The organism is Variovorax paradoxus (assembly GCA_016806145.1).
In the GTDB taxonomy this organism is placed as follows: Bacteria; Pseudomonadota; Gammaproteobacteria; order Burkholderiales; family Burkholderiaceae_C; genus Variovorax.
Genome location: CP063167.1, coordinates 1,353,608 through 1,374,153, shown reverse-complemented (window position 1 = coordinate 1,374,153; position 20,546 = coordinate 1,353,608). Strand labels below are relative to the sequence as shown.

Genomic DNA, 20,546 nt, shown 5'->3' with positions numbered 1-20,546 from the left:
CGAACATGTGACATCGACCGCGGGAGACACCCGCGCACAGGAGACACATGCCCTTCCCGACATTCCGGCCGGCTGCCGCCGCCATCGCCGCGTGCATCGCCCTGGCCGCCTGCACCACCGCTCCCAACTCTTCGATGCCCGTCACGCGCGCCGTGCCGCCCACCGACTGCAAGGCCTGGGTCGGCACCGACCGCAACGCCGAGCTGCCCGGCTACACGCTGCGCCAAGCCGACGGCACGTCGCGCTGCGTGCCCCTGCTGCTGACGGCCGCCCACGCGCCCGCCGGCTACGCGGGCGACTTCCACGTGCAGGAGTTCACCGACGCCAAGCTCAAGGAACGCTGGGCCGCGTGCAAGAGCGACGCGGCCTGCTTCAAGCGCATCAACGACCAGATGCAGCGCTGGCTGCCGCCGAACAAGGAGCGCGCGACGCGCGTCACCGGCATGGTCGATCCGGTCGGCAAGATCGATTCCGACGGGCAGGTGAACCTGCGCGACATCCGCAAGCCGGGCTTCTTCGCGAAAGCGCCCTACAACGAAGCCGTGGCCGAGGCGAACGGCCGCACGCACGTGGTCGAGTTCACCGTGCCGCGCGATCCGCTCGAGCGCCTCAAGCTCAACATGCAGGGCGACATCAAGCTGCGCGGCTGGTACGTGGAAGGCGCGGGCGTCGACGACGGGCGCGGCGGCCGCAAGCGCGCACTGGTGATCATGAGCCCGGGCGGCGGCGGCCAGCTCACGGCCATCGAACATCCCGACGAGGTGACGGTGCGCGTCGATCCCGCCACGCGCCGCGCGACCTCGGTGCGCTTTCCCAACGCGACCACCGAAGGCCCCGGCATGCGCTTCTGGCGCGACCACCTGCATGCGCTGAACCGCGCGGGCTTCGACGTGCTGGCCTACGACCGGCGCGGCGAAGGCCTGTCGGGCGGCTTCAGCGACACCAACACGCTCGAGCAGAGCGAGGACATCTTCCGCGTGCTCGCGCAGATGGACAGCGGTCGCGGCCTGCGCGTGCTGATGGCCTCGGGCCAGGAGCTCGAGGGCGCGCCGGCGGCCGGCAAGCTGATGGCCGGCATGAAGTCGCGCGAGATTCCGCTGCTGCTGCTGGGCTACTCGCGCGGCTCGATGACCACCGGCTGGGCCATGACCAAGAACTACGCCGGCGGCTGCAGCTACGACATGCCGACGGTGCAGTGCAGCGCGCCCAAGGGCTACGCCAACATCAAGGGCGCGATCCTCTACGCCTCGTTCGTGAGCGGCGCGGGCTACCTGCCCGAGGCACCGGACCTCGCGGACCGCAACCTCTTCCTCGGCGGCATGGCGGCCGACAACTACGTCGCCTTCTATCCCAACTCGGCGGTGCTCGCGAACATGCCGAAGTGGCCCGCCGTGTTCTTCGCCAAGGGCTTGTGGGACCGCGCGGAAAGCCTCGAAGGCACGGTCGCGGCCTACGACCGCGTGCGCGGGCTCAAGGACATCGTCGTCTCGCGCGGCCCGCACTCGATGGAGACCTGGCCGAAGCAGGAACTCGACCGCGTGCGCGGCCGCATGGTCGCCTTCGCGACGGCGGCGGTGCAGGGGCGCACCGCGCTGCCGCAAGCGCAGCAATGGACGGACCTCAAGGGCCTGGTCGCGACCACGCCGGATGTGTGGGAGATGTCGTCGAAGCCGCGCTAGCAGCGGTTCATTCGGCCCGGCGCCGCGCGCCGATGCGGCGCGAATCGGCGAGTACGTTGGCCTGGTCGACCAGCAGCGCCGACTGCTCGTAGGTCGAGCTCGCGATCGTGGCATAGAGGATGTCGGCGATCACCAGCTGCGCGATGCGGCCGGTGAGCGAGTCGGCCGAGAAGGCGGTGCGCTTGGCCGCGTAGGCGAGCACGGCATCGCAGTGTTCCGCGAGCGGCGACTGCGGCGCATGCGTGAGCCCGATGGTGCCAGCGCCGCCGAGCCGCGCGCGCCGCACCGCGGCCACCACCGGCTCGGTGCGCCCGGTGTGGCTCACGCCGATCGCCACGTCGTCCGCCGAGAGCGTGGAGGACGAGATCGCCATGATGTCGACATCCGAATGCGCGGTGATCGGAATGCCCAGGCGCAGCAGCTTGTGGCGAATGTCGAGCGCCACGGCCGCGCTGCCGCCCACGCCGTAGACATCGACGCGACGCGCCTTCGCGATCGCATTGGCCGCGCGCTGCAGCGCCCGCAGGTCGAGCGTGGTGCAGGTGTCGTTGAGGCTCGCGACCGTGCCCGCGATCACCTTGTCGCGGATCTCCTCGGAGGCATCGGTGGACTTCAGCTGCCCCACCGCGCGCTGATGGGCCACGGCCTGGTCGCGCGCGAACAGCACGCGGAATTCGGAGAAACCGAGGTAGCCGACCGCCTGGCACAGACGCGTGACCGTCGCATCGCTGACGCCGGCCGCCTGCGCGAGTTCGGTGATGGTCATGTGCAGCAGTTGCTCGGGGTGCTGCAGGATGAAGTCGCACAGCTTCTGTCCCGCGGGCGTCAGCGAACCGTAGACGCCCTCGAGCCGCAGCTGCACGTGCGAACGCGGCACGCCGCTCGATGCATTCGCCGTGTCGTCCGGCGCCGGTGCGGGATGATCGGCGGTGCCGTTCTCGTGGTCCTGCGCGGGGGCGCGCGGGGGTCTCCTTCGGTCGTTCATCGCTGCATCGTAAGACCTCGGTGCCAAGGGATTTCCCTGAGCGTTTTCGGGCACGCCGAAGCCCCCTGAAAACGCCCGCGTGCCCTCGGAAAATGGGTTTCTTCCGAAGCCGATTCCTGAAAAGAATTTACTTCTTTGTGCTTCACTTTCGCTGTGCTTTACTCCACGCCCATTCTTGGAGACAGAGACACAGACATGGAAATCGGATTCGTTGGACTCGGCAGGATGGGTGGCGCGATGGTTCATCGCCTGCATGCGGCAGGCCACCAGGTCCTGGCCCACGACGGCCAGGCCGCCGCGCAGGATGCGGCACGCGCCAAGGGGATCGCGGTCGCGGCCGACCTGCCCGCGCTGGTCGCGCACCTGAAGGCACCGCGCGTGGTGTGGCTGATGACGCCACCGGGCCAGGGCACCTGCGCGCTGATCGAGACGCTCGGCGCGATGCTCGCAGAGGGCGACACCATCGTCGACGGCGGCAACTCCGACTTCCGCGACACGCGCCGCCTCGCGGCCGCGCTGCGCGAGCGCGGCGTGACGCTGGTCGACGCGGGCGTGAGCGGCGGCACGCAGGGCGCGCGCGACGGCTGCGGATTGCTGGTCGGCGCGGAGCCCGCGCTTTTCGAGCGGCTGGTGCCCGTCTTCGAGGCGCTGGCCGCGCCGGGCGCCTATGCACGCGTCGGCGGCAGCGGCGTGGGCCACTTCGCGAAGGCGGTGCACAACGGCGTGGAGTACGCGCTGATGCAGGCCTATGGCGAAGGCTACGAGCTGCTGATGGCCTCCGACATGCAGGTCGACATCAATGCCACGCTGCACGCCTACCAGGGCGGCTGCTCGATCCGCTCGCACCTGCTCGAGAAGCTGTGCCATGCGCTCGACGCCGATCCCGCGCTGCCCGGCATCAAGGGCCACGTGGCCGACTCGGGCATGGGCCGCTGGACACTCGAGGAGGCGATCCGCCTGCGCGTGCCCACGCCGACGATCTCGGCCGCGCTGCAGGCTCGCTTCCGCTCGCAGCAGGAGGACTCGCCCACGATGAAGAGCATCGCGGCGCTGCGCCGCGAAATCGGCGGCCATGCGGTCGTGAAGGCGGCCGCATGAACGGGCTGTCGTCCGCCGCCGCGCTGCGCGCGCGCTATGCCGCGGTCATCGAGGAACACCGGCAGGTGCTCGATGCGCTCGACGATGCGCAGCTCGGCGCGCTGGCCTCGGCCGTGCTCGGCGCCAGCCGCGTCTTCTTCAGCGGCCAGGGCCGCTCGGGCAACATGGTGCGCGCGCTCGCCATCCGGCTGATGCACATCGGCGTGCAGGTGCACGTGGCCGGCGAGCCGACCGCGCCCGCGATCGGCGCGGGCGACCTGCTGGTGGCGGTTTCGGCCTCGGCCAGGACCAAGGCCACGCTCGAGCACATCGCCGTCGCGCGCAAGGCCGGCGCCACCGTGGCGCTCGTCACCACGGTGCGCCAGCCGCCCGAGGGCGCCGACACCGTGCTGTGCCTGCCCGTGCGCCACGGCGTCGGCACGGTGCAGCATGCGGGCTCGCTGTTCGAGCAGGCCATCCTGCTGCTGGGCGACGCGCTGGCCTGGCACGTGCAGCAGCGGCTCGGCGTGGCCGACGCGCAGCTCGATGCGCGCCACGCCAACCTGCAGTGAACGGCGGCACGACATGGCAGGCGTGACACTGAAGAACGTCGTCAAGCGATTCGGGAACACCCAGGTCGTCGACGACCTCTCGCTGCGCATCGAGGAGAAGGAATTCGCCGTGCTGGTGGGCTCCTCGGGCTGCGGCAAGACCACGGCGCTGCGCATGATCGCGGGCCTGGAGAGCGTGACCTCGGGCGACATCTACATCGGCGACACGCGCGTGAACGACATGCCGCCGAAGGACCGCGACATCGCGATGGTGTTCCAGAGCTATGCGCTCTATCCGCACCTGAACATCCGCGACAACATCAGCTTCGGCCTGAAGATCCGGCAGATGCCGAAGAAGGAGATCGACCAGCGCGTGGAAGAGGCGGCCGACGTGCTCGGCCTGGGCGAGATGCTCGAGCGCAAGCCGAAGGAGCTCTCGGGCGGCCAACGGCAGCGCGTCGCGCTGGGCCGCGCCATCGTGCGCAAGCCCCGGCTCTTCCTGTTCGACGAGCCGCTGTCGAACCTCGACGCCAAGCTGCGCGTGGCCATGCGCGCGGAGATCAGCAAGCTGCATCGCCGCCTGGGCACCACGATCATCTACGTCACGCACGATCAGGTCGAGGCCATGACGATGGCCGACCGCATCTTCATCATGAACAAGGGCGTGCTGCAGCAGAGCGGCACGCCGATGGAGGTGTATTCGCGCCCGGCCAACCGGCTGGTGGCGGGCTTCATCGGCTCGCCGGCGATGAACTTCCTCGAGGCGAAGCTGCAGCCAACCGACGGCCGCCTGTACGTCGAGGCACCGGGCCTGCGGCTCGCGCTGCCCGATCGCCTGGCGCAGCCGCTGCAGGCGCACGCGGGGCGCGACGTCGTCTTCGGCCTGCGGCCCGAGGACATCTCGCTCGCGCGCGCCGACGCGCCCTTCGACCCGGCCACGGGCTTCGAGGCCCAAGCCGAGGTCGTGGAGACGCTGGGCTCGGAGATCTTCGCCTACCTGCGCTGCGGCGCGCACTCGATCGTCGCGCGCATGGAGACGCCCGACACGCCGCTGCGCGTGGGCGATGTGCTGCGGCTCAAGGTGAAGATGGAGAAATCGCACCTGTTCGACCCGGCCACCGCGCTCGCGATCGGCTGACGCACCCGAGCGCCCTTGCAAAGAAGGCGCCCCTTTCAACTGGAGACACCATGAACAAGACCCTCAAGACCACATTGCTCGCCGCGCTCGCGCTCGGCATCGGCGGCCCGGCCCTGGCGCAGACCAAGGAGATCCGCGTGCTGCTCGCCAACCATCCCTACGGCGAGCTGCTCAAGGCCGCGATCCCCGAGTTCGAGAAGCAGAGCGGCATCAAGGTCAATGCCGAGAGCCTGCAGGAGAGCCAGCTCTCGACCAAGCTCACGACCGAGTTCGCGACCAAGTCCTCGTCGGTCGACGTGTTCATGACCCGGCCGCTGCAGGAAGGCAAGCTGTTCGCGAAGAACAACTGGTTCGAACCGCTCGCGGGCTACGACTTCGCCGACTACCCGGCCACCGCGATGAGCGTGTCGACCTACGGCGGCAAGCCGAGCATCGTGCCGCTGGTGACCGAATGGCAGGTGCTGTTCTATCGCAAGGACCTGCTGGCCGCCGCGGGCCTCAAGGTGCCGACCAACTTCGACGAGCTCGCCGCCGCCGCGCAGAAGCTCAACTCCGACAGCGTGGCCGGTCTCGCGGCGCGCGGCAAGGGCGCGGCCGCCGTCACGCAGCTTTCGAGCTACGTCTACAACCACGGCGGCCAGTACCTCGACAAGGGCGTGGCGGCCTTCGATTCCAAGGGCGCGGTCGATGCGATCCGCTACTACGGCAAGGTGGTCGGCAGCTACGGTCCGAAGGGCGTGACCTCGATGTCGTGGGAGAACATCATGCCGCTGTTCCAGGCCGGCCGCGTCGCGATGTGGACCGATGCCTCGGTGTTCTACGGCCAGCTCGTCGATCCCGCGAAGACCTCCATCGGCGCCGACAAGATCGGCATCGCCAACTTCCCGGCCGGACCGGTCACCAACTCGCCGTTCTACGTGACGGCCTGGGGCATGTCGATCGCGAGCCAGTCGAAGAAGAAGGACCTCGCGAAGACCTTCCTCGACTGGGCCACCGGCAAGGACCTGGCGACGCGCGCCATGCTCGCCAACATCACCATGGCGCGCTCCTCGGTGTGGGAGGACAAGGCCGTGCTCGCCAAGGTCAACCCGGGCCTGGTCGAGACGCGCACCTTCGCGGCGAAGAACGGCTACCCGGCCGACAAGCCCTTCATGAGCGCCGTGGGCGAGGCGCGCGACCTGATCGGCGAGGTCATCATCGAGTCGATCAACTCGAAGGGCACCTCGACCAAAATCGAGGCGATGGCCAAGGACCGCGCGGCCAAGGTGAACGACCTGCTGCGCGACACCGGCGAGTACGGCAAGTGAGCGGGGCCACCGGGGCGGCGGCGCCCCGGCATCGCCGATCGAACCCAGTCCCGACGGAGGCCGCATGATCCACTCCACCCGCGCCGAGCGCCACCTGCACTGGATCTTTCCGCTGCCGGCGGTGCTCTTCGTCGCGCTGCTGATGGTGTTCCCGGTGCTCTATACCACCTGGCTGAGCTTCACCAACTGGACGCTCACCTCGGGCATGCCGCCTTCCTTCTCGGGCGTGAACAGCTACGTGCGCGTGCTCACCGAGCCGCGCTTCCTGCATGCGCTGTGGCGCACCGTCGCCTTCACCGTGCTCGCGGTGGGCATCGAGGGCGTGCTCGGCGTGGCGGCGGCGCTGCTGCTCAACCGCGCCTTCATCGGCCGCGCGCTCGCCAAGCTGTTGCTGCTGCTGCCGCTGGTCGCCACGCCGGTCGCGGTGGGCATCGTGTTCAACCTGTTCTACGATCCGACCATCGGCCTGGCCAACTACGTGCTGCAGGCGTTCGGCCTGCCCACGGGCTCGTGGGTATCGCATGCCGACACCGTGCTCATCTCGCTGGTGCTGGTCGACGTCTGGCAATGGACGCCGATGATCACGCTGATCGTGCTCGCGGGCCTGGCCTCGCTGTCCGACGAACCGGTGGAGGCGGCGCGCATCGACGGCGCCAGCGAGTGGCAGATCATCCGGCTCGTGACCCTGCCGATGGTGATGCCGGTGATCCTCACCGCGCTGATCCTGCGGCTGATCGACGCGCTGAAGACATTCGACATCATCTTCGCGATGACCGGCGGCGGCCCCGGCTATGCCTCCGAGACACTGAACATCATGGGCTTCAAGTACAGCTTCGAATACTTCCGCATGGGCCAGGCGGCCGTGGTCCTGGTGGTGCTGTTCCTCGTGGTCTTCGCCTGCAGCCTCGCCATCACGCGGCTGCGCAAGCTGAGCGAGAACACATGAGCACACCGTCGAACCGTTCCTTGCTGCCGCGCGTGCTGTTCTACCTGGCGGTGATCGCCATGGTGCTGATCGTGCTGTTCCCCTTCGCCTGGATGCTGGCCTCCTCGTTCAAGACGCAGGTGGACATCGTGGCCTGGCCGCCCAAGCTGGTGTTCAGCCCGACCCTGCAGAACTACCGCAAGGTGTTCGGCGAGCAGGACTTCGTCAAGTACTTCATCAACTCCACCACGGTGGCGCTGCTGGCCGTCGGGTTCTCGCTGCTGCTGGGGTTGCCGGCCGCCTATTCGATCGCGCGCTTCACGCAGCGCCGGCTCGCGATGTTCATCCTGCTGGCACGTCTGATGCCGGGCATCTCGTTCCTGATGCCCTGGTACATCATCTTCTCGCGCCTGAACCTGATGGACAGCTACACCGCGCTGGTGCTGAGCCACATGCTGATCGCGCTGCCGATCGTGGTGTGGATCATGGCGAGCTACTTCGAGGCGCTGCCGCGCGACCTGGAGGAATCGGCGATGGTGGACGGCGCCTCGCGCCAGTACGCCTTCTTCAAGATCATCCTGCCGCTGTCGGGGCCGGGCGTGATCACCGCCACCACGCTGGCCTTCATCTTCTCGTGGAACAACTTCATGTTCTCGCAGGTGCTCAGCATGGAGAAGACCAAGACCCTGCCGATCGCCGTGTTCAATTTCCTCTCGTACGCCGAGATCGACTGGGGCGGCGTGATGGCGGCCTCGGTCGCGATCATGGCGCCGGCGCTGGTTCTCACGATGATCTTCCAGCGCTATGTGGTGAAGGGGCTGACCATGGGCGCCGTGAAGGGCTGAGCTGCATCGCCCGATGAGAAGCACCTCCGCCGTCCTGTCGATCGACATCGGCACTTCCTCCACGCGCGCCGCGCTGTTCGACCTCGCGGGCATGCCCCATGGGCCGGCCTCGCAGCGTGCCAACCTGCTGCGCACCGATGCCACCGGCATGGCCGAGATCGATCCCGAGGCGCTGGCGCGCGGCGTGATCGAAGCCATCGACCAGGTGCTGAAGGCCTCGCCCGACACGCGCATCCTCGGCGTGGGCATCAGCTGCTTCTGGCACAGCCTGCTCGGCCTCGATGCGCACGGCGCGCCGACCACCGCGGTGCTGAGCTGGGCCGATCGCCGCGCGGGCGCCATCGCGGCCGGCCAGCGCGAGCCCGGCCATCGCGCCGCCGCGCTGCGCCCCGACACCGGCTGCCCCGTGCATTCGAGCTACTGGACCGCCAAGCTGCCGTGGCTGCGGCAGTCGCGCCCCGTGGCCTGGGCCGCCACCGCGCATTGGGTGTCGGCGGCCGACCACCTGCTGGCGCGCCTCTTCGGCGATCTCGGCACCTCGGTCTCGATGGCCTCGGGCACCGGCCTGTTCGACCTGTGGTCGCTCGGCTGGCATCCCGAGGCCCTCGCGGTCGCGGACGTGCCCGTGTCGATGCTGCCGCCGGTGACCGACCAGCCGCGCACCCAGCTCGTGCCCGAGTTCGCGCAGCGCTGGCCGCGGCTGCAGGGCGTGCCCTGGTTCCCCGTCACCGGCGACGGCGCCTGCTCGAACATCGGGGTCGGCGGCATCGACCGCGACACCCTGGTGCTGATGCTCGGCACCAGCGGCTCGATGCGCGTGGTGTGGGACGCGCACGAGGCGCGCCTGGACGATCCGGGCCTCTGGTGCTATCGCGTCGATGCGCGCCGGCTCGCGGGCGGCATGGCTATGTCAGAGGGCGGCGCCTCGGCCGCTTGGACACGCGGCCTGTTCGAAGGCGCCACGCCGGACCTCGATGCCCAGGTGGCCGCGATGGCCCCTGATTCGCACGGCCTCGCGGTGCTGCCCTATGTGCTGGGCGCGCGCAGCCCCGACTGGATCGACGGCCGCACCGCCTGCATCGCGGGCATCACGGCCGCCACCAGCGGCGCCCAGATCCATCGCGCCATGCTCGAGAGCGTCGGCCTGCGCTTCGCGGGCCTGAAGCAGCAGCTCGAAGCGCGCATGCGGCCCGCGCGGCGCATCGTCGTCACGGGCGGCGCACTCTCGCGCTCGGCCACCTGGCGCCAGATCGTCGCCGACTGCATCGGGCAGGACGTGCAGGTGTCGGCAATCGACGAGGCCTCGCTGCGCGGGGCCGCGCTGCTGGCGCTGGAAGGCCTTGGTGTCGGCGGGCTGGCGGATTTCGCTTTCGAGTTCACCGAGCATGTGCGCTTCGATGCGGGGGCTCACGAGACGTATGGCGTGGCGCTGGAGCGGCAGCTTCGCTTCGATGCGGCGATGAAGGGCGCGGGGTTCTAGTTCGTTCGCCCGGTGTTCGTCGTCGCCTCGGCGACGAACAGCATCGGTATCAGGCCCTGTGCGCCGGATGCCATCCCACCGCCGCGGCCAGACGACGCCCCGACTCCCTCAGCGGCGCCAGCCACCGCTCGGGATCGAGCGGCACCTGGTCGTCGCCGACCAGCCGGCCGCCGCGCTTGCGCCATCTGCCCGCGACCATCACCGAATCGATGTTGGCCAGGCTGGTCTGCATGAGCGCGGCAGCGACGGGATCGTGCAGGGGCTGCATGTTGGGGCGCCTCGCGTCGATCAACACCAGGTCGGCCTGCTTGCCGGGCGTCACGGTGCCGATGCGGTCGAGCTGGCCCAGCATGCGCGCACCCTCGACCGTCGCCCACCGCAGGGCGTCGATCGTCCGGAGGGTGGAGGTCGGCGGAATGACGGGATCGGTGCCTCGCGCCGCCTGGCGAAACGCCTGGTTGTCGAGCGAGCGCTGGTGGACCAGCGCGATGCGCGCCGCCGTGAACATCTCGCCCGACAGGCCCGACTCCAGGTCCACGCCGATGGAGGCGGCAACGCCCCGGTCGCGCAGGCGGCCGACGATCGGATGGCCGTGGCCCTGCGTCATCTCGTTCTCGGGCGTGACCGAGAACGAGACGCCGGCGCCGACGAAGCGGTCGAGCTGCGCATCGGTGAGATCGTTGCCGTGCACGATGTTGATGCGCGGGCCCAGCAGGCCCTCTTGCTCGAGCACCTCCCAGCCCCCTGGGGCGCGTGCCGGACCGCCTCCCTGGTGCATCGAGGCCGTCAGGTCCAGCTCGCGCGCCAGCCTGAAGTCCGCGCGCGCGACATCGAGCGTCGAGTAATGCGGACCGAGCACGGCCATGCCCAGGCTCAGCCGCCGGCCCGTGCCGAAGCGCGGTTGCGCCAGCAGTCGCTCCACTTCCCTGCGCGGATGGGCGACCTCCCAGAAGGGCGCCTGGCCGGGCTTCGGATCGGGCTTCGGACTGCCATGGAAGAAGGCCGCGCGGATGCCGCTGCGCTCCAGCGCGTCGACCGCGGCATCCGTGTGCTCGGGCGTCGGATTGTTGTGGCACCAGTCGACCAGCGTCGTGGTGCCGCAGTCGAGCTGGTTGAGGGCGCCGGCCAGGGTGCCGACGTGGATATCGTTGGGCGTGAACCGCGTCGCCAGGCCCGCGTGCATCCAGCGGAAGTATTCGAGCAGCGTCCAGTTGCTGGCCACGCCGCGCAGCGCCGTCTGCCAGGTGTGCATGTGCGCGTTGATGAAGCCCGGCATCACGATGAAGCCGCGCGCGTCGATGACTTCGACGTCGCCCGGGCTCGGCGCTTCGCAGGCCCCGCTCGAAAGCGATGCGATGCGCTCGCCGTCGATGGCGAGTCGGGCGTTGTCGACGACGCCCAGGGCATCGTCCATCGAGACCACCGTGGCGCCGGCGATCAGGATTCGTTGAGAAGCGGAAGTCATGAAACGAATGGGCCGAAGGTGGAGGCACCGATGCGCTCGGCCGCCATCTCGGCCAGCAGGATCGTGGGAAGGTTGGTATTGGCACTGGGAACGACCGGCATCGCCGAGGCATCGGCGACGAACAGGTTCTTCATGCCGTGCACGCGAAACGTCGGGTCGACCACCGCCATCGGATCGGCCGCGCGGCCCATCGCACAGGTGCCCGCCGGATGTCCCATGGGACTGATCGACGAGAGGATCTGCGCATCCGCGATCGCCCTTCCACCCCCGCGGTGCACCGCGGGCGGGCCGCTGTTGAACGCTCGCCCGAAGATCCGGCGGCGAAGCATGGCCGGCGAATTGGCGGCCGCCTGCGCCGCGAGCGCCAGCGCCTTGCCGGCCAGGCCGGGCCGGTTGAACTGCTTGATGGCCAGCGCGCCCGGCAGCAGGAAGGCCTCGTGGTACTGGGCAAGCACCGCCGAATCGCGAAGCAGGCGCTCCGCCTGGCGCGCGGCGGCGACCATCCGCGGCGCATCCGCGGGGTCCGAGAGGAAGCGGAAGTTGACGTCCGGCGCATCGCGTTCATCGGCGCTTCGCAGCCGCACCGATCCGCGGGACTTCGGCGCATACAGGGCGCTTCCCACCAGCGCGAAATCGGGACCGTACGACTCGCCGCTCACGCGCCCGATGATGAAGTTGAACAGGTCGCTGGGCGGGCAGTCCGGCATCCGCGACGACGACCGGATACCGGCCAGCGCGAAGCGCCGCAGGTCCGGGGCCACGCGCTTGCCGCGCGGCAGCGTGAGCGCAAAGAACATGTACGGATGGTTCTGCAGATTGCGCCCCACGCCGGCGCGGTCGAGAACCGGTCGAATCCCGAGCGCCGCGAGTTCGTCCGCCGGGCCGATGCCGGAACGCAGCAGCAACGTCGGCGAATGGATGGCACCGGCGCATACGACCACGCGATCGGCGCTCAGTCGAATCGTCGCGCCGTTCTGGATCGCATCCACGCCGACGACGGTATCCGCCTGCGTGCGCAGCCGGGTCGCGACGGTGTTCGGCAGGATCCGCAGGTTCGCTCGCGCGCGGACCTCGGGCGTCAGGACGCTGCCGGCGGTCGTCACGCGCGCCTCGGCATCGATGGCATTCGGCATCGCGAAGAAGCCGTCGCCGGGTTGCTCGTTGATGTCCGGCACGAAAGGCAGCCCGTCGCGTCCGGCCGCCTGTTCCATCGCCCGGACGAAGTCCGGCCATTGCTCCTTCGGCGTGCGCGAGACGGCATGCCAGCCCGCCCGCTGGTCCTGGCGGTCGCGGTCGTTCTCGATGCCCCGGAAACGCGGCAGCACGCCATCCCACGAGAAGTCGCCGCCGCCCGCTTCGGCCCAGCGTGCGTAGTCGGAGGGCACGCCGCGCAGCGCATAGAGACCGTTGATGCTGGAGCCGCCGCCCATCACGCGCGCCTGCGGATAGGGCGCCGGCGCGCCGCCGTCGGAGGCGGTTGCCGTCAGCCCGCTCCAGAAATAGTGCGGGTTGAGCGTGGCCGCGGGAAAGGGATCGCGGATGTCCGCCGGCTCGTCGCCGGGGACGACGTCGTCGCCTGCCTCGATGAGCACCACGCGGCAGGCGGGGTCTTCGGAGAGCCGGGCCGCGATCACGGCGCCAGCGGTTCCTCCGCCGACGATCAGGTAGTCGTTCTGCATGTCATCCATCGTTGGCTGGGAGCGGCCCGTGCTATTCGGCGACGACACCGGCCGCTCGAATCAGGTCGGTCATCCACGGGAAGTCGTTGCGCAGCTGCGCACCGAAGGCCTGCGGCGTGGAACCGACGGCCTCCATGCTGAGGTCGCGCAGGGTGCGGCGAACCTCCTGCGTGGCCAGGGCGTCGACCAGCGCCTGCTGCAGCTTGTGCACGACGGCATCGGGGGTGCGCGCGGGCGCCGCCACGCCGATCCAGGGCGACATGCGCACCAGCGCCTCCGCCATGCCCTGCTCGGCGAAGGTGGGAACGTCCGGCGCCAGCGGATCGCGCCGCTCGCCCGTCACCGCCACCAGCCTGACCTGTCCCTTCTGCGCATAGCCCGCGGCCACGGCGGTGCCGAGGAAGGCGATGTCGATGCTGCCGCCCAGCAGGTCCTGCAGCGCGGGCGAGGCGCCGCGGTAGGGCACGTGCACCAGCGGCGCGCCGGCGCGCCGGGCGAGCGCCTCGCCGATCAGGTGCGGATAGGTGGCCGGTCCCCAGGATCCGTAGCTGAGCTTGCCGGGGTTCGCCTGGATCGCCCTGAGCACACCCGGCAGGCCCGGCACGCCCGCGGCATCCCGCATGTCCGGCCGCACCATCATCGCCACGCCGTACCTCGCGAGCAGCGACACCGGCGCGAAATCGCGCAAGGGGTCGTAGGGCATCTTCTTCACGATGCCCGTCACGTTGATGAAGACATCGGAATTGGAGAAGAGCAGCGTGTAGCCGTCCGCCGGTGCACGGGCGACTTCGGCACTGCCGATGATGCCGCTGGCGCCTGGCTTGTTGTCGACGACGACCGGCTGGCCGAGCGACTCGCCGAGCGTCTGCGCGATGCGGCGACCGAGGGCATCGGTCGGCCCGCCCGCCGGAAACGGAATCACGAGCCGGATCGGCTTGACGGGAAAGGCCGCCTCCTGGGCATGGGCCGAGGAAAGAAGCGAGGTCAGGGCCGCCCAGGCCGACACGCAAAGGACGATCTTCCCGATCGCCCTGGATCGAATGTTCATGGTGTCTCCGATGGCGGTTCAGGCGCGCGCGGTGTCGGCACCCGACAGGACCAGTCCGGTCGCGGGCCGCGAGCGGCCCGGCCAGTCGTCCTCGATGAAGGTCACGCGCAGCGCGATGCGCCAGCGGCCATCGGCGCCTCGCTGCATCCGGTCGACGTACTTGCCCATGCCCCAGACATAGGACTTGTCGCTGGCGGCGGCGTCGAAGCGGAACATGTAGCTCACCACGTCCGCCGTGTCGCCTTGCAGCTTCACCGTGCTGTTGAGCACCAGGTGCTTGTGGTACTTGTCGGGCGCATGGGTGTGGGTGGTCGCGAACTCCCGCGTTCCCGCGGCGCCCTCCCATCGGTTGACGGTGCCGTCGGGGCGGCGTGTCTCGCGCACCGCGTCCTGCGTGAAGCAGTCCACCAGGCGTTCGACGTCGCCATAGTCGAGTGCCTGCCCGTACTCGTTCAGGGTTTCGAGGATCGCGCTGCGATCTTCCAGCGCTTGTACGCGGGCTGCGAGCACCGCCATTTCGTTCAGGGACATTCTTGGCTCCAAGGAAAGTAGTCAGGGGTTGCGCACCACGCCCTTGGCGATGACGAAGCAGCCATAGGGACGGTTGTCGGTGGTGTGCACGGTGGCGAAGGCCGTGGCGGCCAGTTCGAGGAACTCCGCGCGCGACAGCGGCTTCATGGCGACGGGGCGGCGCTCGGCCGCCTCGAGAACCTGCTGCACATCGCGATGCACGGCCAGCAACTCGTCCCGCTCGTCATCCGCGACCATGTGCTGGACCGGCGCTTCCGCCAGGTCGTCGACGGGCATCAGTTGCGCGATGGCCCGGGTCGCCTCCACCAGCGACACGCCGGGCAGGGGCACGGTGCGCGCATGCCGCGCATGCCACGCATAGGCGGGGTAGTTCGCATTGGCCAGCACCAGGCGATCGCCATGACCCATCGCGGCGAGGATCCAGAGCAGGTCGGGCGTGAGTGCCGGCGGCAGGGTCTTGAGCATTCCGCAACCTCTCAGTCCGCGATCTCGATGCGAAAGCCCTGTGCCCAGCGCGCGCGAATGGGCTGCTCGGGAACGAGCGAGAACCGGCGCTGGATGTTCTCCTTCGAGCGCTGCAGCGAGGCACGAACCGCGGGCCAGTCGATCCCGACCAGCTGGCCGCGGCGCTTGGCGAAGCGGCCGTCGACCATCACGGTGTCGACCAGGCTCGCATGCCCGTAGCTCACGATCGCCGCATAGGGATCCCACATCGGCGCCTGCCCGATGCCGTCTGTGCGCATCAGCAGCAGGTCCGCCTTCTTGCCCGGCACGAGACTGCCCGTGATCTCGCCGAGCCCGATCGCCTCGGCGGCTCGCACGGTGGCGATCTCCAGCACCTTCTTCTGATGGACCTTGCGGGTCATCCGCAGCGGATTCCTCAGCGACCGCTCCAGGCGCCAGGTGTTGAGCAGCGCGCGCATCTGGCCGAACATGTCGCCGCCGAAGTCGATGGTGGCATCGATGCCGAGGCTCGACCGGCCGCCCATCGACGTGAAGCGTTCGACCACGGGCCAGGCGCCGTAGGTCATCTCGATCTCGATGGCGGAACTGATCGACGCGCCGCCGTCGATGACCATGCGCAGTACCTCGTCGGGCAGATGGTTGCCATGGACGAACAGCAGGTCCGGGCCGATCTCTCCGGCCTCGTGCAACGCGCGTACCACGTCGAGCGGCTCATTGGCGCTCATGCCCACGTGGATGCTGATGCGCGCCGGTGCCAGCGTGCGCGCCCAGCGCAGTTCGTCGAGCATCGAACCGGCTTCGGAGAGCGTCTCGAACTCGCGCGAGGCGATGCCGAAGCGAACCCGCGCCGAGTCGTCGGCGAAGTACTTCTGCCGCACCCGCGCCGCGTTGCGCCGGTGCCATTCGTTCAGCGGCCCGTTGACTTCGCCGAGCAGTTCGGGAAGCCGCTGCGCCGGCTCGCCGGGCCGGAAGGCCAGGTTGCGGTAGGTGCCGTAGCAATGGATGCCACGGATGCCCGAGCTCAGGAAGCCCTCCGCCAACGCATCGGAATGGGCCTCCGACAGCTGCAGGTGCGAATGGTCGACCAGCGTCGTGATCCCGGAATCCAGTGCCTCCAGCGCGCCGACCCGGTTCGCGAGCTCGGCATCCTCGGGGTCGTAGCTGATGCAGTACATGCCCCGGATGTAGGTCATGTAGTCCAGCAGGTTCCAGTCCGTGCGCACGCCATGCAGCGGCGTCTGCCACGTGTGCCGGTGCGTGTCGACGAAGCCCGGGCACATCACCATGCCGCTCGCATCGACGATCTCGGCGTCATCGACCGCCAGCGACGGCCCGATCGCGGCGATGCGATCGTCCTCGACCAGAAGATCGCCAGGAGCCAGGTCCTCGAGCGCGTCGTCCATCGTGAGGATGGTCGCGCCCTTGAACAGCGTTCGTTTCGTTCTCATCGCGCCCGCGCCTGCTACTTCACGGCGCGCAGATGGGCCTTCTGCACGACGTCTTTCCACTTGGCCATGTCCTTCGCCACCATGCTGCCCAGCGCTGCGGCCGTGCCGCCCACCGGGATGTAGCCATTGGCCTTCAGCACCGCCAGCAACTCGGGCGAGGAGAGCGACCTGTTGATGGCGCCGTTGAGCTTGTCGATGGCATCGGCCGGCGTGCCCGCGGGCGCGAAGATCGCGAACCAGCTGTTGCCCTCGAGGTTGTTCACGCCCTGCGACGCGAAGGTGGCGGCGTCGGGCACGAAGGCCCATCGTTCGTTGCCCGTGACGGCGATCGGCCGCAGCTTTCCCGATTCCACGAAGGGCTTGAGCCCGGCGGCATCGAAGGTCATGTCGACCTGGCCGGCAGCCACCGCCGTCGCCGCGGGCGGCGTTCCCTGGAACGGAACATGGAGCAGGTCGAGCCGGGCCTGCAGCTTGAAGAGTTCGGCCATCAGGTGGTAGCCGCTGCCTTCGCCCGCGCTGGCATAGGACATCTGGCGCCCCGACTGGCGGATGTAGTCGCGCAGTTCCTTGATGTCGTGGATCGGCAGGGAGCTGCTGACGGCGAGCATCGCCGGCGAGTCGGCCACGTAGGCCACGGGAGAGAAATCCTTGATCGGGTCGTACTGCAGCGAGGGCTCCCACGCCGCGGCCACGCTGAAGTTGGCGACGGTGCCCAGGTAGATGGTGTAGCCGTCGGCGGGTGCCTTCGCCGCGATGGCGGTGCCGATCTTCCCGGCCGCGCCCGCCCGGTTGTCGATGATGACCGGCTGCCCGAGCTGCTTGCCCAGCTCGACGCCGAGCGCACGGCCCAGCACGTCGGTGCTGCCGCCCGCGGGCCAGGGAATGACGAGGCGGATGGGCTTGCTCGGATAAGGCTGCGCACCCGCGCTCGGCGAGAACATGCCCGATATCGCCCAGAAGGCGGCCGCGCCGAGCGCGGCGGAGAAGTGGCGTCGTGTGTCTTGTCTCATGGTTCGGCTCCTTGCCGTTGTCGTGGAGCGAATCCTAGGCAGCGGGTTTCGTTCAGTAAAATTAATTCTTTGCGTCCTGTGAGTAGATAAATTGATCAACGTCTCCACCCGCGTGCTGCGTGCGCTGATCGCGCTGGACGAGCTCCGGCACTTCTCGCAGGCCGCGGAGCGATGCAACGTGACGCAGTCCGCGTTCAGTCAGATGATTGCGAAGCTCGAAGCCGAGGTCGGCCTGCGGCTGGTGGACCGCGACAGGCGCCGTGTCAGCCTGACGGGCGACGGCGAACGACTCGTCGCCTCGGCGCGGCGAATCGTCGCGGAGCTCGACGAGATCGGTGCCGACCTGCGAGATCACGCCGGCATGAACAAGGGACGGGTCGCGGTCGCCACCTCACCGCCCTTCGCGGCCCATTGGCTGCCGCCGCTGATCGCGCGTTTCCGCGCCCGCTATCCGGGCATCCGCGTCGATCTGTTCGACCACCTGCCTCCGAAGTGCATGGAGCTGGTGCGCGAGCGGCAGGCCGATTTCGCGATCCTCAGCGCGCCGGGCCCGCTCGCGGGCCTTCAGTACCGTGTGCTGATGCAGGAGTCGTTCGTGCTCGCATGCCCGGCGGACCATCGGCTCGCCTCGCGAAAGCGGGTCGACCTGCGGGACCTGGAAGGTGCGTCCCTGATCCGCTACGCCCGCTCGGGCAGCATCGGACAGCATCTGGAACACGCGATGCGCGGCATCGCCGTCGAGGAGGTGATGGAAGTGGAGCACCTGCCGACCGTCGCGGGCCTCGTCGCGGCGGGCCTCGGCATCAGCGTCGTGCCCAGCATCGCCGTCCCGTTCTTCGATGCGAGCAAGGTCGCGCTGGTGCCCGTGCTTTCGCCAGGCCTCGAGCGTCCCATCCATCTCGTGTGGCAGACCTCGCGCCTTCCCGGCCCTGCCGCGAAGGCGTTCATCGATCTGCTGGAGACTTCCTTGCCGCGCAAGAAGAAGTCGACGTGAGGAACGGGAGAAGCCGACCGGATGGACTGCGTCAGCTCGTCGCGCAGCGATAGCTGCCCGCCGCATTCAAGTCGCCGGACCCGTTGTACTTCGGCCAGCTCGGATAGATGCAAAGCGGCCGCGTGCGTCCGGCCGTCGCGGGGTTGGCGTCGGTTGCCACCAGTTCCCCCGGCGCCTTGCCCTGCTCCACCCAGCCCTCGAGCGCGTCCAGCACCGGAATGCCGCCGGTCGCATTGAAGTGTCCGGTGCCGTGCCCGTATCCCGGCACCTGGTAGAAGCGCAGGAAGGCATCGACCTGGGGCCGGCCGAGCTTCAGCAGCAGCGCGTTGTAGTAGTCGACCGAACCCTGGAAGGTGATGAGCGGATCGGAGGTCCCGTGCACCAGCAGCCACTTGCCGCCACGCGCGACGAAGGGCTCGATGTTCGTGCTCGTGGCGTCCATGACCGCGGACAGCTCCTGGATGCGCGGCAGGTAGCTTCCCGGTGAGGCGCCATCGAGGCCGATCGACAGGCCCAAGGGATCCATCAGCACCGCATTGCGGATGAAGGCGTCTGGCAACGCACCCAGGGCGCCCAGCAGCAGCGGATTCGGAGGCACCGGAAAGGTCGCGGTCGCGCCGAGCACCGAGGCGTAGTCGGTGGACGGCAGGAAGCCGGGGTTGCCGGTCGCGCCGTTCTTGAAAGCATAGGAGAACTCGGTGCGCGATTGCAGCGTCTCGACCGTCTTGATCTGGGCATCGGACAGGCAATCGTCTCCCGCATCCGCGCCGCCCTTGCAACGCAGGCTCTGCGGCTTGAACGTGCATGCGGCGAGGTTGCCGACGATGCCGTCGGCGGCGCCATCGAGCGCATCGCAGGCCGCGAGTTCGGCCGTGCGCAGCGCCTGCAGCTTCTTCGGATCGAGGAAGCCGACGCCGCCATTGCCCCACAGCGCGCGCGTTGCGACCTGGATGGTCATCATCTGCGGCATGTAGGCATAGGCCGGGAAGTAGGTGACCACGCCGTCGTAGTCGGCGGGCCATTTCTGCATCACCTGCATGCCTTCGTGACCGCCCTTCGAGCCGCCCATGAAATAGGTCTTGGCTGGCGCCTTCCCGTAGCGCAGGCCGATCAGCTTCATCGCCGCGTCGCGCGTCTTCTTCAAGGCATCGCCGGCGTAGTTCCGGAGCATTTCGCCGTTCGATGCGAAGGCGGTATGGAAGGGGTCGGTCGGAGGCGCCTGATGCCCCGAGTCGCCGGCGAAGATGGCGTACCCGCGCTGCAGCGGGCTGGCGCCCGATGTCAGCGGCGTGGTCACGAGATCCGGAACCACGCCGTCGAATCCGCCGCCACCGAAGTGCATCGCATGGCCGTTCCAGTTCGTGGGGAGCGCGAGGGCGAACACGATGTCCTGTGCCCCTTCGGAGACGGAAGCGATGCGGCCCTTGACCATGCAATGCTCGCCCGCCTGGCCCGTGCCCGGCACGAGCGCTGCTTCGGTGACCGTTGCGCCCTGGGTCGGCAGTCCGATCGCGGCCCCGTCCACCTTGGCACCCCGAAGTGCGGCGCATGCCGTGCCCGCCGAAGGCGGCGACGGTGGCGGCTGTGTCGTGGCGACCGCCGACGGATCGATCTGGATGGCGCCACCGCCTCCTCCACCGCCGCCGCACGCTTGAAGAAGCAGGACAGCCAGCAATGGCAAGACGCGTCTTTTCTTGAATCCCCGCATGGATCTTTGTCTCCGTTGAAGTTGTTGATGCGACCTCGGCACTAGCCGCAACCTGTGCCTTCCACTTGCAAGGCAGTTGCGAAAAGTCCGCGGATGCTACGTGGCGAGTTCGCGCGTAGCGATTGCGAAAGGCCGCATCCGGATGGCAAAAACAATCATGTGGCGCGCGGCGCGCAAGCCGATGGCATGGGCACGGAGACGTGCCGCCCTG

At 68.9% G+C, this 20,546-nt stretch carries 18 protein-coding genes; 9 read left to right on the top strand and 9 right to left on the bottom strand.

Annotated elements, in window-relative coordinates:
• Positions 1-47: 47 nt before the first annotated feature.
• Positions 48-1,679 (top strand): hypothetical protein, encoded by a 1,632-nt coding sequence (locus tag INQ48_37470; protein QRF61097.1) that lies wholly within the window; start codon positions 48-50, stop codon positions 1,677-1,679.
• Positions 1,680-1,686: 7 nt separating this feature from the next.
• Here INQ48_37470 and INQ48_37465 read toward each other — a convergent pair whose 3' ends face one another.
• Positions 1,687-2,664, bottom strand: a complete 978-nt coding sequence (locus INQ48_37465; protein QRF61096.1) for a MurR/RpiR family transcriptional regulator — start codon at positions 2,662-2,664, stop codon at positions 1,687-1,689.
• 195 nt (positions 2,665-2,859) lie between these two features.
• Between INQ48_37465 and INQ48_37460 the strand changes: the two genes are divergently transcribed.
• The 7 genes from INQ48_37460 (at position 2,860) to INQ48_37430 (ending at position 9,987) form a co-directional block, all read left to right on the top strand.
• A complete protein-coding gene (locus tag INQ48_37460) occupies positions 2,860-3,762 on the top strand; it encodes an NADP-dependent phosphogluconate dehydrogenase (GenBank protein QRF61095.1) in 903 nt (300 codons plus the stop codon).
• The gene (locus INQ48_37455) at positions 3,759-4,313 is read left to right on the top strand and encodes an SIS domain-containing protein (GenBank protein QRF61094.1); all 555 of its coding nucleotides are present in this window, start codon (positions 3,759-3,761) and stop codon (positions 4,311-4,313) included. Before INQ48_37460 ends, INQ48_37455 begins: the two co-directional genes overlap by 4 nt.
• Positions 4,314-4,326: 13 nt before the next feature.
• Positions 4,327-5,430, top strand: a complete 1,104-nt coding sequence (gene ugpC / locus INQ48_37450; GenBank protein ID QRF61093.1) for a sn-glycerol-3-phosphate ABC transporter ATP-binding protein UgpC — start codon at positions 4,327-4,329, stop codon at positions 5,428-5,430.
• 50 nt (positions 5,431-5,480) lie between these two features.
• The gene (locus INQ48_37445; protein ID QRF61092.1) at positions 5,481-6,737 is read left to right on the top strand and encodes a sugar ABC transporter substrate-binding protein; all 1,257 of its coding nucleotides are present in this window, start codon (positions 5,481-5,483) and stop codon (positions 6,735-6,737) included.
• Between the two features lie 64 nt (positions 6,738-6,801).
• On the top strand, positions 6,802-7,683 hold the full coding sequence (locus INQ48_37440; GenBank protein QRF61091.1) for a sugar ABC transporter permease: 882 nt from the start codon (positions 6,802-6,804) through the stop codon (positions 7,681-7,683).
• On the top strand, positions 7,680-8,507 hold the full coding sequence (locus INQ48_37435; protein ID QRF61090.1) for a carbohydrate ABC transporter permease: 828 nt from the start codon (positions 7,680-7,682) through the stop codon (positions 8,505-8,507). The genes INQ48_37440 and INQ48_37435 overlap by 4 nt, the downstream gene beginning before the upstream one ends.
• A gap of 13 nt (positions 8,508-8,520) precedes the next feature.
• Positions 8,521-9,987: a gluconokinase gene (locus tag INQ48_37430; GenBank protein QRF61089.1), complete on the top strand. Its 1,467-nt coding sequence runs from the start codon at positions 8,521-8,523 to the stop codon at positions 9,985-9,987.
• A 49-nt stretch (positions 9,988-10,036) separates the two neighbouring features.
• Here the strand turns inward: INQ48_37430 and INQ48_37425 are convergent, their stop codons facing one another.
• Genes INQ48_37425 through INQ48_37395 form a run of 7 tightly spaced genes read right to left on the bottom strand, consistent with a single transcriptional unit; the run spans position 10,037 to position 17,633 of the window.
• A complete protein-coding gene (locus INQ48_37425; GenBank protein QRF61088.1) occupies positions 10,037-11,452 on the bottom strand; it encodes an amidohydrolase family protein in 1,416 nt (471 codons plus the stop codon).
• Positions 11,449-13,131, bottom strand: coding sequence for a GMC family oxidoreductase N-terminal domain-containing protein (locus INQ48_37420; GenBank protein ID QRF61087.1), 1,683 nt, complete (start codon positions 13,129-13,131; stop codon positions 11,449-11,451). Before INQ48_37420 ends, INQ48_37425 begins: the two co-directional genes overlap by 4 nt.
• A gap of 31 nt (positions 13,132-13,162) precedes the next feature.
• Positions 13,163-14,179: a tripartite tricarboxylate transporter substrate binding protein gene (locus INQ48_37415; protein QRF61086.1), complete on the bottom strand. Its 1,017-nt coding sequence runs from the start codon at positions 14,177-14,179 to the stop codon at positions 13,163-13,165.
• Positions 14,180-14,197: 18 nt separating this feature from the next.
• The gene (locus INQ48_37410; protein ID QRF61085.1) at positions 14,198-14,710 is read right to left on the bottom strand and encodes a nuclear transport factor 2 family protein; all 513 of its coding nucleotides are present in this window, start codon (positions 14,708-14,710) and stop codon (positions 14,198-14,200) included.
• Between the two features lie 21 nt (positions 14,711-14,731).
• Positions 14,732-15,175 carry a hypothetical protein gene (locus INQ48_37405; GenBank protein QRF61084.1) on the bottom strand — a complete coding sequence of 148 codons (444 nt, stop codon included), beginning with the start codon at positions 15,173-15,175 and terminating at the stop codon, positions 14,732-14,734.
• Between the two features lie 11 nt (positions 15,176-15,186).
• Positions 15,187-16,623 (bottom strand): amidohydrolase family protein, encoded by a 1,437-nt coding sequence (locus tag INQ48_37400; protein ID QRF61083.1) that lies wholly within the window; start codon positions 16,621-16,623, stop codon positions 15,187-15,189.
• 14 nt (positions 16,624-16,637) lie between these two features.
• Positions 16,638-17,633 carry a tripartite tricarboxylate transporter substrate binding protein gene (locus INQ48_37395; GenBank protein QRF61082.1) on the bottom strand — a complete coding sequence of 332 codons (996 nt, stop codon included), beginning with the start codon at positions 17,631-17,633 and terminating at the stop codon, positions 16,638-16,640.
• A 91-nt stretch (positions 17,634-17,724) separates the two neighbouring features.
• Between INQ48_37395 and INQ48_37390 the strand changes: the two genes are divergently transcribed.
• Positions 17,725-18,627: a LysR family transcriptional regulator gene (locus tag INQ48_37390; protein QRF61081.1), complete on the top strand. Its 903-nt coding sequence runs from the start codon at positions 17,725-17,727 to the stop codon at positions 18,625-18,627.
• 31 nt (positions 18,628-18,658) lie between these two features.
• On the opposite strand, the gene INQ48_37385 is transcribed toward INQ48_37390, so the two are convergent.
• On the bottom strand, positions 18,659-20,335 hold the full coding sequence (locus tag INQ48_37385) for a tannase/feruloyl esterase family alpha/beta hydrolase (GenBank protein QRF61080.1): 1,677 nt from the start codon (positions 20,333-20,335) through the stop codon (positions 18,659-18,661).
• Positions 20,336-20,546 lie beyond the last annotated feature (211 nt).

Bases quoted from the DNA above. Each gene is read 5' to 3' on its own strand.
- INQ48_37470 (QRF61097.1), top strand. From the start codon at position 48: ATGCCCTTCCCGACATTCCGGCCGGCTGCCGCCGCCATCGCCGCGTGC.
- INQ48_37465 (QRF61096.1), bottom strand. From the start codon at position 2,664: ATGAACGACCGAAGGAGACCCCCGCGCGCCCCCGCGCAGGACCACGAG.
- INQ48_37460 (QRF61095.1), top strand. From the start codon at position 2,860: ATGGAAATCGGATTCGTTGGACTCGGCAGGATGGGTGGCGCGATGGTT.
- INQ48_37455 (QRF61094.1), top strand. From the start codon at position 3,759: ATGAACGGGCTGTCGTCCGCCGCCGCGCTGCGCGCGCGCTATGCCGCG.
- ugpC (QRF61093.1), top strand. From the start codon at position 4,327: ATGGCAGGCGTGACACTGAAGAACGTCGTCAAGCGATTCGGGAACACC.
- INQ48_37445 (QRF61092.1), top strand. From the start codon at position 5,481: ATGAACAAGACCCTCAAGACCACATTGCTCGCCGCGCTCGCGCTCGGC.
- INQ48_37440 (QRF61091.1), top strand. From the start codon at position 6,802: ATGATCCACTCCACCCGCGCCGAGCGCCACCTGCACTGGATCTTTCCG.
- INQ48_37435 (QRF61090.1), top strand. From the start codon at position 7,680: ATGAGCACACCGTCGAACCGTTCCTTGCTGCCGCGCGTGCTGTTCTAC.
- INQ48_37430 (QRF61089.1), top strand. From the start codon at position 8,521: ATGAGAAGCACCTCCGCCGTCCTGTCGATCGACATCGGCACTTCCTCC.
- INQ48_37425 (QRF61088.1), bottom strand. From the start codon at position 11,452: ATGACTTCCGCTTCTCAACGAATCCTGATCGCCGGCGCCACGGTGGTC.
- INQ48_37420 (QRF61087.1), bottom strand. From the start codon at position 13,131: ATGCAGAACGACTACCTGATCGTCGGCGGAGGAACCGCTGGCGCCGTG.
- INQ48_37415 (QRF61086.1), bottom strand. From the start codon at position 14,179: ATGAACATTCGATCCAGGGCGATCGGGAAGATCGTCCTTTGCGTGTCG.
- INQ48_37410 (QRF61085.1), bottom strand. From the start codon at position 14,710: ATGTCCCTGAACGAAATGGCGGTGCTCGCAGCCCGCGTACAAGCGCTG.
- INQ48_37405 (QRF61084.1), bottom strand. From the start codon at position 15,175: ATGCTCAAGACCCTGCCGCCGGCACTCACGCCCGACCTGCTCTGGATC.
- INQ48_37400 (QRF61083.1), bottom strand. From the start codon at position 16,623: ATGAGAACGAAACGAACGCTGTTCAAGGGCGCGACCATCCTCACGATG.
- INQ48_37395 (QRF61082.1), bottom strand. From the start codon at position 17,633: ATGAGACAAGACACACGACGCCACTTCTCCGCCGCGCTCGGCGCGGCC.
- INQ48_37385 (QRF61080.1), bottom strand. From the start codon at position 20,335: ATGCGGGGATTCAAGAAAAGACGCGTCTTGCCATTGCTGGCTGTCCTG.